This is a genomic window from Bradyrhizobium sp. HKCCYLS20291 (assembly GCF_051167715.1).
In the GTDB taxonomy this organism is placed as follows: Bacteria; Pseudomonadota; Alphaproteobacteria; order Rhizobiales; family Xanthobacteraceae; genus Bradyrhizobium.
Genome location: NZ_JBNPTO010000012.1, coordinates 154334 through 168849, shown reverse-complemented (window position 1 = coordinate 168849; position 14516 = coordinate 154334). Strand labels below are relative to the sequence as shown.

The 14516-nt window shown below is 65.4% G+C and carries 11 protein-coding genes and 1 pseudogene; 8 read left to right on the top strand and 4 right to left on the bottom strand.

Translation table 11 applies throughout. The features are described from left to right. Nucleotides 1-57 precede the first annotated feature (57 nt). Both ACQR07_RS24755 and bioB read right to left on the bottom strand, forming a co-directional pair. A complete protein-coding gene (locus ACQR07_RS24755; RefSeq protein ID WP_434904784.1) occupies nucleotides 58-1923 on the bottom strand; it encodes an alkyl/aryl-sulfatase in 1866 nt (621 codons plus the stop codon). A gap of 273 nt (nucleotides 1924-2196) precedes the next feature. Then, on the bottom strand, nucleotides 2197-3213 hold the full coding sequence (gene bioB, locus ACQR07_RS24750; protein ID WP_434904734.1) for a biotin synthase BioB: 1017 nt from the start codon (nucleotides 3211-3213) through the stop codon (nucleotides 2197-2199). Nucleotides 3214-3330: 117 nt separating this feature from the next. Here bioB and ACQR07_RS24745 point away from each other — a divergent pair, with 117 nt between their 5' ends. After that, a complete protein-coding gene (locus tag ACQR07_RS24745; protein ID WP_434904783.1) occupies nucleotides 3331-3963 on the top strand; it encodes a GntR family transcriptional regulator in 633 nt (210 codons plus the stop codon). 154 nt (nucleotides 3964-4117) lie between these two features. Here ACQR07_RS24745 and ACQR07_RS24740 read toward each other — a convergent pair whose 3' ends face one another. Then, the gene (locus tag ACQR07_RS24740) at nucleotides 4118-5140 is read right to left on the bottom strand and encodes an aldo/keto reductase (protein ID WP_434904733.1); all 1023 of its coding nucleotides are present in this window, start codon (nucleotides 5138-5140) and stop codon (nucleotides 4118-4120) included. 20 nt (nucleotides 5141-5160) lie between these two features. Continuing rightward, nucleotides 5161-6150 (bottom strand): aldo/keto reductase, encoded by a 990-nt coding sequence (locus tag ACQR07_RS24735; protein WP_434904732.1) that lies wholly within the window; start codon nucleotides 6148-6150, stop codon nucleotides 5161-5163. Between the two features lie 125 nt (nucleotides 6151-6275). Between ACQR07_RS24735 and ACQR07_RS24730 the strand changes: the two are divergent. The 7 genes and pseudogenes from ACQR07_RS24730 to soxX all read left to right on the top strand — a co-directional run bounded on the left by ACQR07_RS24730 (nucleotide 6276) and on the right by soxX (nucleotide 14513). Then, nucleotides 6276-7194: pseudogene (locus tag ACQR07_RS24730) on the top strand (LysR family transcriptional regulator). A 134-nt stretch (nucleotides 7195-7328) separates the two neighbouring features. Next, nucleotides 7329-8165, top strand: coding sequence for an SDR family oxidoreductase (locus tag ACQR07_RS24725; protein WP_434904731.1), 837 nt, complete (start codon nucleotides 7329-7331; stop codon nucleotides 8163-8165). Nucleotides 8166-8564: 399 nt separating this feature from the next. Further along, nucleotides 8565-9971 (top strand): MFS transporter, encoded by a 1407-nt coding sequence (locus ACQR07_RS24720; protein WP_434904730.1) that lies wholly within the window; start codon nucleotides 8565-8567, stop codon nucleotides 9969-9971. Between the two features lie 138 nt (nucleotides 9972-10109). Next, nucleotides 10110-10559, top strand: a complete 450-nt coding sequence (locus ACQR07_RS24715; protein ID WP_434904729.1) for a (2Fe-2S)-binding protein — start codon at nucleotides 10110-10112, stop codon at nucleotides 10557-10559. Between the two features lie 10 nt (nucleotides 10560-10569). Continuing rightward, on the top strand, nucleotides 10570-12753 hold the full coding sequence (locus tag ACQR07_RS24710) for a molybdopterin cofactor-binding domain-containing protein (RefSeq protein ID WP_434904728.1): 2184 nt from the start codon (nucleotides 10570-10572) through the stop codon (nucleotides 12751-12753). 115 nt (nucleotides 12754-12868) lie between these two features. Then, nucleotides 12869-14083 carry an FCSD flavin-binding domain-containing protein gene (locus tag ACQR07_RS24705; protein WP_434904782.1) on the top strand — a complete coding sequence of 405 codons (1215 nt, stop codon included), beginning with the start codon at nucleotides 12869-12871 and terminating at the stop codon, nucleotides 14081-14083. Beyond that, complete coding sequence (soxX, locus tag ACQR07_RS24700; protein WP_434904727.1) at nucleotides 14067-14513, top strand: sulfur oxidation c-type cytochrome SoxX; 447 nt, start codon at nucleotides 14067-14069, stop codon at nucleotides 14511-14513. The genes ACQR07_RS24705 and soxX overlap by 17 nt, the downstream gene beginning before the upstream one ends. The last annotated feature ends 3 nt before the right edge of the window (nucleotides 14514-14516 follow it).

The window sequence follows — 14516 nt, the reverse complement described above, 5'->3', positions numbered from 1 at the left end:
GCTGCATGCCTTTACGATTGATTAACCTCGTTAGCCCCGGCAGCTCCCCCGAGCAGATCAGGTCACCCTGCTCCGCTTCGGCTCGACGATCTCGAACATGCGCGGAAACTCGTCCATCAGCGACATCAGTTCGGCCAGCCGCATCGGGTTGCCGACGAAGCTGATCTTTCCGGCTGCCACCGCTTCGGGAAACGTCGTCGCCTTGGCGATGATCTCGTCCAGCGTGACCCGCGCCAGCGTGAAGCCGGCGTCGGCCGTGGAGGCCTGCACGCCGACAGCGTAGGTCAGCGCGCAATTCTGCAAGGTCAGCACGAAGCGCTCGCCGGTGTCGGTGAAGGCCCAGTTGAGCACGATGTGCTTGCCTTCCGCCTTCGGCCCGTTGAGGCGCACACCGAGCACGTCCCACAATTGCTCGGTGCGCAATGCGGCCAGGGTCTCGCGCGGCATGCCCGGCCGCGCCGGCACCTCCGGCATGCCGTGGCGCAGCTCCTGCGCCCCGAACAGATAGGCGTTGCGCCAGGTCGCGCTCTCCGCGGCATAGCCGAGCTGCTCGAGCGTATCGGCCAGCAGCGCGCGGGCGTCAGCGTTGTCGGGCTCGGCGAAAACGAGATGGCCGACCGCTTGTGCCACGAAGCGAAACTCACCCTTTGCATAGTCCGCGTGTGCCCGCGCCAGCAACGCGTCGGCCCCGCCCATGTACTCGACGTATTTGCGGCCGGCGTCCGCCGGCGGCAACGGATCGAGATTGACCGGATTGGCGTCGTACCAGCCGAGATATTTCTGGTAGATCGCCTTCACGTTATGCCGGATGTGGCCGTAATAGCCGCGCCCGTGCCAGGCGCCTTCCAGGCTCTTCGGCAGCGCGATTTGCTCGGCGATCTCGCTGGCAGTCAGGCCGTGGTTCATCAGCCGCAAGGTCTGGTCATGGGCGAATTTGTAGAGGTCGCGCTGCTCGCGGATCATGGCGTCGACGCGGCTGGCGCCCCACACCGGCCAATGGTGCTGGCCGCACATCACCTCGGCCTTGCCGCCCCAGAGCTGCAGCGCCTCGCCGAGATATTTCGACCACGCCAACGCGTCGCGCACGTCGGCGCCGCGGAACGGCAGCAGATTGTGGAAATTGTGGGTGCAGTTCTCGGCGAGGTTCAACAGCCGGTAACGCGGCACGTAGAAGTGCATCTCCGCCGGCGCCTCGCTGTTCGGCGCCATCTGGAATTCGAAGCTGAGCCCGTCGATGGTCCTGGTGTCGCCGGTGGCCATGATCAAATCGGTCGGCCGCAGCAGCGCCACGCCGCCGGCGGCCATGGTCTTCCCGAGACCGCAATCGACATGGCCCTTCGGGCCCTTGGCGAGCAACGGGCCGAACTGGTATTGCGCCCGGCGCAGCATCGCCGGACCGGCGATGATGTTCTCCGAGACCGCATGCTCGATGAACAGGTTCGGCGCGATCAGCGGCACCTGGCCGCTGGTGACTTCATCTTCGTTGACCACCCCACGAGCGCCGCCCCAATGGTCGGTGTGGGTGTGCGTGAACATGACGGCCGTTACCGGCCTGGTGCCGCGATGCTGATAGTAGAGCTCGAGCGCAGCGCGCGCGCCCTCAATCGAGGTCAGCGTATCGACGACAATGACGCCGGTGTCGCCCTCGATCAGCGTCATGTTGGCGATGTCGAGCCCGCGCACCTGATAGACGCCGGGCACGACCTCGAACAGGCCGTGATGCATGTTGAGCTTCGCCTGCCGCCACAGGCTCGGGTTGACGGTGTCAGGCGCCTGCTCGGCCTCGAGGAAGCCGTAGGGCGCGAGGCTCCACACCGTACGCCCCTGCGCCGTCGTGACCTTCGCATCGTCGATGCTGCCGAGAAAGCCGCGCGCCGCGTCGTCGAAATCGGCGGTATCGCCGAACGGCAGCGCCGCCAGCATGGCCTGCTGTGCCGCCCTCACCGCCTCCGTGGCCTCCTTCGGCTCCTTGGAGCTGTCAGCATTCACCGGCCCATTCATGGCTTCTGTCCTCCCGCAACGACGCTTTTGACGCGATGCTAATGCGGGGATCAGGCGAGCGCAAATCGGCGGCTTCGTCGATCACGGTTTGGATCGTCTCGAGATCATCGGCGGTCGTGCAACGTGGCGGCATGACGTCGACCGTGTGCCGGAGCGGCGCAGCAGCATGTCCGTGCCGCGGAAACAGGCCTGCTGCTATGCTGACGCGCTCGACCGCACCGACAACGACGACGTCATGCCGAGACGGGCCAGCAGATCGGCATCGCGCTGCGCCTGCGGATTGGCCGTGGTCAGCAGCACGTCGCCGATGAAGATGGAGTTGGCGCCGGCGAGCAGGCACAGGCTCTGCAACTCGTCGCTAATGTATTGCCGGCCGGCCGACAACCGCACAACGCTTGCGGGCATCACGATCCTGGCCACTGCGATCAGCCGGACCAGCGCGATTCCGTCGGGCCGATCGGCCGTGTCGTTGACCGGCACGCCCTTGACCTCGTTCCACAGGTTGATCGGCACGCTGTCGGGATGCGCATCGAGATTGGCCAGCAGCACCAGCATGCCGAGACGGTCGTCGACCGCTTCGCCCATGCCGATGATGCCGCCGCAGCACACCTTGATGCCGGCGTCGCGGACATGCGCCAGCGTGTCGATGCGATCCTGCAGGGTTCGGGTGCTGATGATGCGGTCGTAGAATTCCGGCGAGGTGTCGACGTTGTGATTGTAGAAGTCGAGCCCGGCCTGCTTGAGACGCACCGCCTGCGCCGGCGTCAGCATGCCCAGCGTGACGCAGGTTTCCAGGCCCAGATCCTTCACCGCGCTGACCATGGCGCAGACCTGGTCGAGATCGCGATCCCTGGGGCTGCGCCAGGCAGCCGCCATGCAGAAGCGCTCGGCGCCCGCCTCCTTGGCGCGCCGCGCGGTGGCGACGACCGTGTCGCGATCCATCAGCTTCGTCGCCTTGAGCCCGGTGTCGTAATGCGCGCTCTGCGAGCAGTAGCCGCAATCCTCCGGGCAACCACCGGTCTTGATGCTGAGCAGGCTCGCCGTCTCCAGCCGCGTCGGATCGAAGTGCCGGCGATGCACCGACTGGGCCAGGAACATCAGGTCCGGAAATGGGAGTCCGTAGAGGGCTTCGGCCTCGTCCCGCGTCCAATCGTGACGGAGCGAATCGCCATGTTGGACCCGATCGGACTCTGCACTGCTCACACCTATCATGCCGTCACTCCACAAACTATAGATTTTCATAGAAATTATCTATGAAAACTGTATTTCTGCACCGTAGGACAGCGCGCTTTTTCCCGCATCAGCTTTTTCAATAGATAATCTATGCCCATGCAGGACGAGAATCTCACCACCGCCCATCGCATCGCCGAGGCGATTACCGAGCAGATCGTCAGCGGCGCGCTGGCGCCGGACACGCCGCTCCGGCAGGACCACATCGCGCGCGAGTTCGGCTCCAGCCACGTCCCGGTGCGCGAGGCGTTCAGGCAGCTCGAGGCGCTCTATCTGGTGGTCGCTGCGCCCCGGCGCGGTGTGCGGGTGGCACCGCTCGATGCGAAGTCGACCAGGGAAATCGTCGAGATGCGGGTGGCGCTCGAAGTCATTGCGCTGCGCAACGCCGCACCGCGCTACACGCCGGCGCATCTCGCCGCGATCGAGCTGGCGCTGATCGAAGCCGACAATGCCGAGACGATCCAGGAGTTCGAGACCGCCAACCGCGCCTTCCACCGCGCCCTCGTCACGCCCTGCGCAATGCCGCGGCTGCTGTCGAGCCTCGATGGCTTGCGGCTGGCCAACTCACGCCTGGTGCTGGCGATGGCGCGCAACGCCGGCTGGCGTCCGCGCACCAACCAGGATCACCGCCTGATCCTGCAGGCGCTGCGCGCAAGGCAGATCGGACATGCGTGTGAGCTGCTGACCAGGCATAACCAGACCATTGAGCGGCTGGCGCGGCCGGCGGTGTAGTTGCGGCCGGAGAAATGTCGCGGGCCGCGCCAGGGCTATCGCGCAGGGTTGCCGAACTCTCTCGGGCTGGGCGTTCTTCGATTGCCAAGTCCCATCTTCCCCGTCGTTCCGGACCGACGTAGTAGCGAGCAGGCCCTTGGAGCTGCCCTGGCTATCATGTGCCTGATCCGGATGTTGGCGCGTCTCGGCCCACCATCGCCATCTGCGCCGGCGCATATCGGTCGCCTTCCGGCTCAATCTGCGAAGCGCCCTGCTCGATCTCACGCAGATCGGCCTGCGTCAATTCAATGCTGCTCGCCCCGATGTTCTCTTCGAGACGGTGAAGCTTGGTGGTGCCTGGGATCGGCACGACATAGGGTCGCCGCGCGAGCAGCCACGCCAGCGCGATTTGCGCTGGGGTCCCGCCTTTTCCTTCGGCGATGCGCTTGAGCAGGTCGACGAAGGCCTGATTCCTTTCCATCGCTTCGGGTGAGAACCGAGGAAGGGTGCTGCGGAAATCGTGCGCCGGCAGCTTGGTCTCCTTGCCGATCGCGCCAGTCAGGAAACCCTTTCCGAGTGGGCTGTACGGGACGAACCCGATGCCGAGCTCATCGCAGGCATCGAGTATGCCGTTGGTCTCGGGAGCGCGCCACCACAGCGAATATTCGTTCTGAATTGCCGTGACGGGCAGGATCGCATGGGCGCGACGAAGGGTCTTCACGCCAGGCTCCGACATGCCGAAATACTTGACCTTGCCCTCGGCGATCAGCTCCTTGACCGTACCGGCCACGTCTTCGATCGGCACGTTCGGATCGACCCGGTGCTGGTAAAGCAGGTCGATCGTCGCGATGCCCAGCCGCTTGAGCGAGCCTTCGACGGCCTGGCGAATCCGCGCGGGCTGGCTGTTGACGCCGCGGTTCTGGCGCGTTTCGAAATCGATGTCGAAACCAAATTTGGTGGCAATCACCACCTCGTCCCGGATGGGGCGCAGCGCTTCTCCGACGACCTCCTCGTTCTCGAACGGACCATAGACCTCGGCCGTGTCGAAAAAGGTCACGCCGCGATCGAAGGCCTCACGGATCAGTCGAATTCCCTCGTGTTTCGAGAGGCTGTTCGCATAGCCGAAGCTGATGCCCATGCAGCCGAGGCCGATGGTGGAGACTTGCAGGCCGTCGCGGCCGAGCATGCGATGTTTCATGGTCGTATCCTATGTCGATGTCAGCGGTAGGAGAGTTCGAGTACGGCGGGTGGAAGCCGGTCGCCAACGACCTTGATGCGGGCAAGGTTGCTCTCGAGTTCAGTGATGGCGGCCGGCGACAGGCTGATATCGGCCGCGCCGAGGTTTTCGCGCACCCGGTCCAGTCGCCGCGTTCCGAAGATCGGAACGATGAAGGGCCTGCGTGCCAGGAGCCATGCGAGTGCGATCTGCGCGGCAGTCGCGCGCTTCGCGGCGGCCAGCTGCTCCACCACGCCCACGATCTTTCGGTTTGCGTTCATCGCTTCGGACGTGAACCTGGGTGATCGCGCGCGGAAGTCGCCCTGCTCGAAGCTGGTGCTCGTGGTCAACTTCCCCGTAAGAAAACCTGCGCCCAGTGGACTCCACGGCACAAAGCCGATGCCGAGCTCCTCGCAAAGCGGCTGCACGTCGGGTTCCGGGTCGCGGGTCCACAGCGAATATTCGCTTTGGACGGCTGCCACGGGCTGCACCGCGTGGGCGCGCCGGATCGTCGACGCCGCCGCTTCTGACAGGCCGAAATGGCGTACCTTGCCGGCATCGATGAGGTCCCTCACTGTGCCAGCAACATCCTCAATCGGGACATCGGGATCGACGCGATGCTGGTAGAGCAGATCGATGTGGTCGGTGCCGAGCCGCTTGAGCATGGCATCGACGACCCTCTTCACGTGGTCGGGGCGGCTGTTCAACCCGGGGCGCCGCTCGCCGGTCCGCGGATCGATGTTCCAACCGAACTTGGTTGCGATCACGACCTGGTGTCTCAGCGGCGCGAGCGCCTCGCCAACGAGCTCTTCGTTGGTCCATGGGCCATAGGCTTCGGCTGTGTCGAACAGCGTGATGCCGAGATCGTGCGCGCCACGGATGACGCGTATCGCCTCCTGACGCTCCGGCGATGCGCCATAGATCGCGGTGAAGCTCATGGTGCCGTAGCCGAGCTCCGACACGGTGAGAGGTCCAAGCTGACGTGTTCTCATGATGCCGCTCCATCGAAGATCGTGAACCAGGCCCCCCACGCCTGATCATTGCCGCCTGTATGGACCGCGAGACTCATTTCGATTAGAGAGATAATTGTGAATGAACTTATTCATCGGACTAATGAATGCTCATCGACGAGTTGGCGGATCTCGCTGTCTTCGCGGTCGTGGCCGAGGCCCGCAGCTTCACCCGGGCTGCGGCGAAGCTCGGTCGATCGCAATCGGCGCTGAGCCAGACAATCCGGCGGTTGGAGGAGCGTCTGCAGCTGCGCCTGCTCACGCGGACGACCCGGAACGTTGCGCCGAACGGCTGCCGGCGCGCAACTCCTGGCCACGCTCGGGCCGGCACTCGGCAACATCGAGGCTCGCCTTCAGGCGCTGAGCGAGCTTCACGAGCAGCCGTCGGGATCGCTCCGCCTCACCACCGGACGGCATGCGGCAGAGACGGTGCTGTGGCCTGCGCTCCTTCGCCTGGGCAAGCGCTATCCCGACATCAAGATGGAGGTCGCCATCGACTCGACCCTCGTCGACATCGTCGGTGAGCAATTCGACGCGGGGATCAGGCTCGGTGAGCGCATTGCCAAGGACATGATCGCCGTGCCGATCGGCCCCGAGCTTCGTCAGGCGGTTGTCGGCTCTCCCGTTTATTTTGCTGAGCACGGCGCTCCGGTCGAGCCGCAGGACCTCACGCACCATCGATGCGCAAATATTCGCATGCCGACCACCGGAGGACTCTACGCCTGGGAGTTCGAGCGCGCCGGCCGCGTCGTCAACGTTCACGTCGACGGGCCGATCACCGTCAATGACACGCAGCTGCTGATCACCACGGCCTTGCACGGGACTGCACTCATCATGGTCATGGAGGACATGGTGCTGCCCCTCATTGCCAACGGCAGGCTGATCCGGGTGCTCGATGACTGGTGTCCGCCGTTCTCGGGATACCATCTCTATTATCCCAATCACCGGCATCCTTCGTCGGCCTTCGCGGCGTTGCTAAAGGAGCTTCGCCGTGCCCACCGCGAAGCCGGCCGCAGGTCACGATAAATAAGCTGAACGAATAGGTCCAAGCAGTATCCAGGGGCTAATCGTATCGATTGAGATTGCGTATCTCCGGCCCGTCAATTCAGGAGCGCCTGCCTGTCAGCCTCGTGAGGCAGCCGACAACCAGGAGATAAGCAATGACGAAGGATGTGGTCGTCGTCATCGGAGCCGGCGGGATCGGCATGGCCATCGCGCGCCGGCAGGGCTTCGGCAAGACCGTGCTGCTCGCCGATTTCAATGAGCAATTGCTCGGCGCTGCCGCCAAGGATTTGCATGAGGCGAGCTATGAGGTCGAGGCGCGCAAGGTCGATGTCGCATCACGCCAATCGGTGCGCGCACTCGCGGAGTTCGCCGCCACGCTCGGCAACGTTCAGCAAGTGGTGAATACCGCCGGTCTGTCGCCAAACATGGCCACGCCGGACCGCGTGCTGGCGGTCGACCTCTACGGCTCGGCTGTCGTGTTTGAGGAGTTCCGGCGCGTGATCGCGCGCGGCGGCGCGGGGCTCGTGATCTCCAGCATGGCAGGCCACATGATCCCACCGCTCAGCGACGAGCAGAACAGAGCGTTGGCCTTCACACCCGCGGATGAACTGCTTGAGCTTCCGTTCCTGAAGGGCGCTGCCGTTCCGGACTCGGCGCTTGCTTATGCATTGGCTAAACGCGCCAACCACCTTCGTGTCCAGGCCGAGGCGATCGCTTGGGGCGATAAGGGCGCCCGGGTGAATTCCATCAGTCCGGGGATCATCATGACCCCACTCGCACAGCACGAACTCAACTCTGCAAGCGGCGACGGTTACCGCGCGATGGTGGCCGCCTCGCCGTCAAAGCGCATGGCGCCACCCGAGGAAATCGCGGTCGCCGCCTCGTACCTGCTCGGGCCCGACGCGGGCTTTGTGACCGGGAGCGACCTGCTCATCGATGGCGGCGTGATTGCCGCCATGTTCGCCGGGAGATTGCCCCCACTTGGCAGATGATTTCTTCTGCGCATCCGCTTCTCATCAAGCGCATCGCTACTTATGGATTGATAGCTGCACTCGATCTGGGATTGCTCGCGCCCCATCCCGCTCGAGCGCGGCATTCTCTCGTTTGAGACTGGGATGAAACAGACGCATCGGGAGGGTATAGCGGTCGGGCCGCACGCCGTGACGCTGGCGCCTCCAAACGGCCGATGCGCGGCAGCAAGGCCGCGCCCGGCTCCAGAGGCGTGCGCGGCTCGATCGCGGCATTCGGTGTCAATAGATCGATCTGCCTTACGATATCTTCGGCGCTGCAGTGCACTCTCACGCATGCCCCCATGCGCCTGAGACGGCTGGGGCGCTCGCCCGCTCCCGTGTACATGGTGATACGAACGCGTCCGCGAACCGAAGGTCCTCATGTCGAACCGCCACCGTGCCTCGAAACACGCAACCACCGGCGACGGCTCAACCGACGGCCTGCCTTCAAGCCAGCGGCCGTGGGCGGTCGCCGCGATCTTCACTGCGCTGGCGATGGCTTCGCTCGATGTCGCGATCGCCAACATCGCGCTGCCGGCGATCTCGGCCGATCTCCACGTCTCTCCGGCCGAGGTGGTCTGGGTGGTCAACATCTACCAGATCGCGCTGGTGGCGACCTTGCTGCCGCTCGGCGCGCTCGGCGAGATCGTCGGCCATCAGCGCATCTATCTCGGTGGCCTCCTGCTGTTCACGCTGGCCTCGGTCGGCTGCGCGCTGGCCTGGTCGCTGCCGACGCTGGTGATCGCGCGCGCATTACAGGGGCTCGGCGCCAGCGGCATCATGAGCGTCAACACCGCGCTGGTGCGCTACGTCTATCCCGGCAAGATGCTGGGCCGCGGCCTCGGCCACAACGCGCTGGTGGTCGGCATCTCCTTCACCTTCGGTCCGACCGTTGCGTCCGCCATTCTCTCGCTCGGCTCCTGGCCGTGGCTGTTCGCGATCAACCTGCCGTTCGGCCTGATCGCGATCGCGATCGGCATGAAGATGCTGCCATCAACGCCGCGCGCCGACCACGGCTTCGACTTCCTCGGCGCCGGCCTCGCCGCGTTATGCCTCGGGCTGTTCATCACCGGCATCGGCAGCGCCGCGCATGGCGCAACGCCCGCCACGGTCGCTGCCGAACTAGTGAGCGCGCTCATCCTCGGCATCATCCTGACGCGACGCCAGGCCGATCACCCCGCGCCGATGCTGCCGATCGACCTGTTCCGCCGCGGCGTGTTCGCGCTTTCGGCAGCGACCGCGGTCTGCTCGTTCTCGGTCCAGGGCCTCGGCTTCGTGTCGCTGCCGTTCTACTTCGAAGACGTTCTGCAACGCTCGCAGGTCGAGACCGGGTTCTTCATGACGCCGTGGCCGCTCGCAGTCACGATCATGGCGCCGATCGCCGGCCGGCTGTCGGATCGCTTTCCCGCCGGCCTGCTCGGCGGCATTGGCCTCGTGATGCTCGGGACCGGAATGGCGCTGCTCGCGATGCTGCCGGACGATCCGAGCATCGCCAACATCGTCTGGCGTATGCTGATCTGCGGCATCGGGTTTGGCTTCTTCCAGGCGCCGAACATGAAGGCCATCATGTCGAGTGCTCCGCCGCATCGCAGCGGCGGCGCCAGCGGCATCGTCGCCACCGCGCGGCTGACCGGACAGACCACGGGCGCGGCGCTCGCCGCGCTGTGCTTCAGCCTCGCGGGACGCGAAGGCGCCACCCTGGCGCTCGCACTCGGCGCGGGGTTTGCCGTGCTCGGCAGCGTGATGAGCTTCCTGCGGCTTGCGGTTGCACCACCGCGCGGGTCCTGAGCGCCAGCAACAAACAACACCGGCTCATCACGAATCTTCCGCGCCGCAAACGCATATTCTTGATTTGAAGGATTCAAACGTTCGCGCCACAGTGCGCCCCTGAGTTCAACTGGTGAGTTGAACGAAAGGGGATCTGCGATGGCAAACCTGACGATTAACGGCAAAGTTTATACTCTCGACGTCGAGCCGGACACGCCGCTGCTGTGGGCGATCCGCGAGAACGCTGGTTTGACCGGCACCAAATATGGTTGCGGCATTGCACAATGCGGCGCCTGCACCGTGCATCTCGACGGCACCGCCGTGCGCTCCTGCGGCATCACCGTCTCCGAGGCGGTCGGCAAGCAGATCACCACCATCGAGGGGCTCGCGAGCGGCAACGGCCTGCACAAGGTGCAGCAGGCCTGGCTCGAGAACGACGTGCCGCAATGCGGCTATTGCCAGAGCGGGATGATCATGGCCGTCGCGGCGTTGCTCAAGGACAAGCCGAAGCCGAGCGATCAGGACATCAACGACGCCATCACCAACATCTGCCGCTGTGGAACCTTCGCGCAGGTGCGCGAGGCGATCCACGCTGCAGCGAACGCCTGAGGAGGACGGCATGAATCAGCAGATAACGCCGCGCCTCAACCGCCGGTCCTTCGTCGTCGGCGCCGCCGCGCTCGGCGGCGGCCTCGCACTCGGCCTCGACATTCCCTTCGGCGGCCCTCAGGTGGTGCGCGCCGCGGATGGCTCTCCCGAGGTCAACGCCTGGGTCGTCATCCGTCCGGATGACACCGTGGTGATCCGCATCGCGCGGTCCGAGATGGGCCAGGGCTCGCTGACCGGTCTCGCCCAGCTCGTCGCCGAGGAGCTCGCCTGCGACTGGAGCAAGGTGACGACCGAATATCCGACGCCGGGCCAGAACGTCGCGCGCAAGCGCGTGTGGGGCGATTTCTCCACCGGCGGCAGCCGCGGCATCCGCGCGTCGCACGACTATGTTCGCAAGGGCGGCGCCGCCGCGCGCATGATGCTGATCCAGGCCGCCGCCGACGAGTGGAAGGTGCCGGTCGCCGAATGCACCGCCGCCAACAGCGTGATCACGCACAAGGCCTCGGGCAAGACCACTACCTACGGCAAGGTTGCGGAGGCCGCGGCAAAGCTGACGCCTCCGGCCGACGTCAAGCTGAAGGATCCGAAGGACTGGACGCTGATCGGCAAGGGCGTCAAGCGGCTCGACACCGCCGACAAGGTCAACGGCGCGATGATCTACGGCGCCGACATGAAGCTGCCGAACATGCTCAACGCCGCGATCAAGGATTGCCCGGTCACCGGCGGCAAGCTGAAGAGCTATGACGAGTCCAAGATCGCCAACATGAAGGGCGTCAAGAAGGTGGTGGCGGTCGACGGCACGGCCGTCGCCGTCGTCGCCGACACCTGGTGGCACGCCAAGACCGCGCTCGATGCGCTGCCGATCGTGTGGGACGAAGGCGACAACGCCAAGGTGTCCTCGGCGTCGATCAACAAATGGCTCGCCGAAGGACTGGAGTCCGGCCCCGCCTTCGTCGGCAACGAGAATGGCGACGCCAAAGCCGCGCTGGCGAGCGCAGCCAAGAAGGTCGAGGCTGTCTACAACTATCCGTATCAGAACCACGCCACCATGGAGCCGATGAACGCCACCGCGGTCTACACGGCCGATCGCTGCGAAGTCTGGTGCGGCACGCAGAATGGCGAGGCGGCGTTCGCCGCGGTGCTGGAAGCCTCAGGACTTCCGGCCGACAAATGCGAGGTGCACAAGCTGATCCTCGGCGGCGGCTTTGGCCGGCGCGGCCAGACCGACTATGTCCGCCAGGCGGTGAAGATCGCCAAGGAGATGCCGGGCACGCCGGTCAAGCTGATCTGGTCGCGCGAGGAGGACATGACGCATGGCCGCTATCACCCGATCACGCAGTGCAAGCTGACGGGCGGCTTCGATGCCGACAACAACCTGACTGCGCTGCACATGCGGATCTCCGGTCAGTCGATCCTGTTCAGCCTGCGGCCCGACGCGCTGGTCAACGGTAAGGACCCCGCGACCTTCCAGGGGTTGGCCTCATCAGGCGAGGCGACAATCGGCTATTCCGTGCCGAACCTGCTGATCGAGCATTCGATGCGCAACCCGCACATCAATCCGGGGTTCTGGCGCGGCGTCAACGTGAACCAGAACGCGATCTATCTTGAATGCTTCATGGATGAGCTCGCCAACGCCGCCGGCCAGGATCCGCTGGAGTTCCGCCGCAAGCTGATGGCCAAGAACCCGAAGCATCTCGCGGTGCTCAATGCGGTCGCCGAGAAGATCGGCTGGAGCACGCCGGCGCCGCAGGGCGTCTATCGCGGGCTGGCACAGCTGCACGGTTACGGCAGCTACGTCGCGGGCGCGGCCGAGATCTCGGTGATCGACGGCACCAAGATCAAGGTTCACCGCATCGTCGCCTCGACCGATCCGGGCTACGTGGTCAACCCGGCGCAGGTCGAGCGGCAGATCGCCGGCTCGTTCGTCTACGGCCTGACGGCGCTGTTCTATGGCGGCTGCACGGTGAAGGACGGCCGCATCGAGCAGACCAATTTCGATACCTACAACTCGATGCGCATCGCCGAAATGCCGAAGGTGGAAGCGGTCATGGTTCCGAGCGGCGGCTTCTGGGGCGGCGTCGGCGAGCCGACGATCGGCGTCGCAGCCCCTGCGGTGCTGAATGCGTATTTCGCCGCTACCGGCAAGCGCATCCGCTCGGTGCCGCTGCGCGACCAGAACATCACCTTCGCATGATCCGCGTGGCGGCGGCCGTTGGGAATAATGGCTGCCGCCATGCTAGTCTGAACGGATGAGAGTGAGCCAGCGCACCCGCAGAGAGGTCGGAGGCCTGATCGCGGCGGGCGCAGCGATGCTCGCCGCACCTGCAGTGCTGCGCGCGCAGACGGCGGCGCGTGTGATCGTGATCGGCGGCGGCTTCGGCGGCGCGAGCTGCGCCCGCGCCTTGCACCAGGCCGACGCGAAGCTCGACGTGACGCTGGTGGAGGCCAACAAGACCTTCACCTCGTGTCCCCTGAGCAACGAGGTCATCGCCGGGCTACGTGACATCGGTGCCCAGCAGTTCGGCTATGACAGGATCGCGGCCGAGGGCGTGCGCGTCGTCCTGCAAGCGGCTGCGGCAATCGATGCGCCCGCGCACAAGGTGACGCTCGCCGACGGCACCACGCTGGTCTATGACCGCCTCGTGCTGGCGCCGGGCATCGACATCGATTTCACGGCGCTCCAGGGCTACGACGAGGCGGCCTCCAAGGTGATGCCGCACGCCTACAAGGCCGGCGAGCAGACCCTGCTGTTGCGCAAGCAGATCGAGGCGATGCCGGATGGCGGCACGGTGGCCATCGCGGTGCCCGCCAATCCCTCGCGCTGCCCACCCGCGCCTTACGAGCGCGCTAGCCTGATCGCGCATTATTTGAAAGCACACAAACCGAAGTCGAAGGTGCTGATCCTTGACGCCAAGGATAGCTTCTCACAACAGAAATTGTTCGAGCAGGCGTGGCAACGGCTGTACCCAGGCATGATCGAGCGCATTCCATTGTCACAAGGCGGCCGCGTCACCGGCGTCGACGTTGGCACGCTCACCGTGATCACCGAGTTCGGCAACTACAATCCCGATGTTGCCAATATCATTCCGCCGCAGAAGGCCGGCCGCATCGCCGTGATCGCCGGCGCCGTCGACCGCACCGGCTGGTGCCCGATCGACGCTTCGACCTTCGCCTCCAAGCTCGTGCCGGATGTCCATGTCATCGGCGATGCCTGCCTCGGCGGCGGCATTCCGAAATCGGCCGGTGCCGCACAGGCGCAGGGCAAGGCCTGCGCCGCCGTGATCACGCGTGACCTCACCGGGCGGCAGGCCGAGCCACCACCGCTGACCGGCATCTGCTACAGCCTCGTCGCGCCGGACTACGCGTTCTCGCTGTCGGGCGTCTATCAATCCAAGGGGGATCTGTTCGCCGAAGTGGAAGGTGGCAAGACGAGCCCGATCGACGCGCCCAGCAGCACGCGGGCGGCCGAGGCGGAGGCTGCGGCGAGCTGGTTCAAGGCGCTGACCCATGACGCCTTCGGCTAGCCGGCTCATCGCCGTCATCCTCACCGCCCTGCCCGCCGCTGCGGCCGCGCAGGAGCTGAAGTCGTACACGATCAGCGGCGACGGCATCCCGGACTCGCTCACCGGCCAGCCCGGCGACGCCACGCGCGGCCGAGCACTGGTGCTGGCGCGCAGCTCAACCTGCATCCTCTGCCACTCCGGTCCGTTCGCCGAAGTGCGCTTCCAGGGCGACCTCGCGCCGAGCCTCGCCGGCGCGGGTGGCCGTTCCACCGCCGCGCAGCTGCGGCTGCGGCTGGTCGATGCCTCCAGGATCAATCCGGCGACGATCATGCCGTCCTATTATCGCGTCGACGGGCTGACGCGTGTCGGTTCCGCCTGGCGCGACAAGCCGATCCTGTCGGCTGAGCAGATCGAAGACATCGTCGCCTATCTCGCGACCCTGCGCGAGTGAGCC

Bases quoted from the DNA above. Each gene is read 5' to 3' on its own strand.
- ACQR07_RS24745 (WP_434904783.1), top strand. From the start codon at position 3,331: ATGCAGGACGAGAATCTCACCACCGCCCATCGCATCGCCGAGGCGATT.
- ACQR07_RS24720 (WP_434904730.1), top strand. From the start codon at position 8,565: ATGTCGAACCGCCACCGTGCCTCGAAACACGCAACCACCGGCGACGGC.
- ACQR07_RS24755 (WP_434904784.1), bottom strand. From the start codon at position 1,923: ATGCTGGCGGCGCTGCCGTTCGGCGATACCGCCGATTTCGACGACGCG.
- ACQR07_RS24705 (WP_434904782.1), top strand. From the start codon at position 12,869: ATGCTCGCCGCACCTGCAGTGCTGCGCGCGCAGACGGCGGCGCGTGTG.
- ACQR07_RS24725 (WP_434904731.1), top strand. From the start codon at position 7,329: ATGACGAAGGATGTGGTCGTCGTCATCGGAGCCGGCGGGATCGGCATG.
- ACQR07_RS24715 (WP_434904729.1), top strand. From the start codon at position 10,110: ATGGCAAACCTGACGATTAACGGCAAAGTTTATACTCTCGACGTCGAG.
- ACQR07_RS24740 (WP_434904733.1), bottom strand. From the start codon at position 5,140: ATGAAACATCGCATGCTCGGCCGCGACGGCCTGCAAGTCTCCACCATC.
- soxX (WP_434904727.1), top strand. From the start codon at position 14,067: ATGACGCCTTCGGCTAGCCGGCTCATCGCCGTCATCCTCACCGCCCTG.
- bioB (WP_434904734.1), bottom strand. From the start codon at position 3,213: ATGATAGGTGTGAGCAGTGCAGAGTCCGATCGGGTCCAACATGGCGAT.
- ACQR07_RS24710 (WP_434904728.1), top strand. From the start codon at position 10,570: ATGAATCAGCAGATAACGCCGCGCCTCAACCGCCGGTCCTTCGTCGTC.
- ACQR07_RS24735 (WP_434904732.1), bottom strand. From the start codon at position 6,150: ATGAGAACACGTCAGCTTGGACCTCTCACCGTGTCGGAGCTCGGCTAC.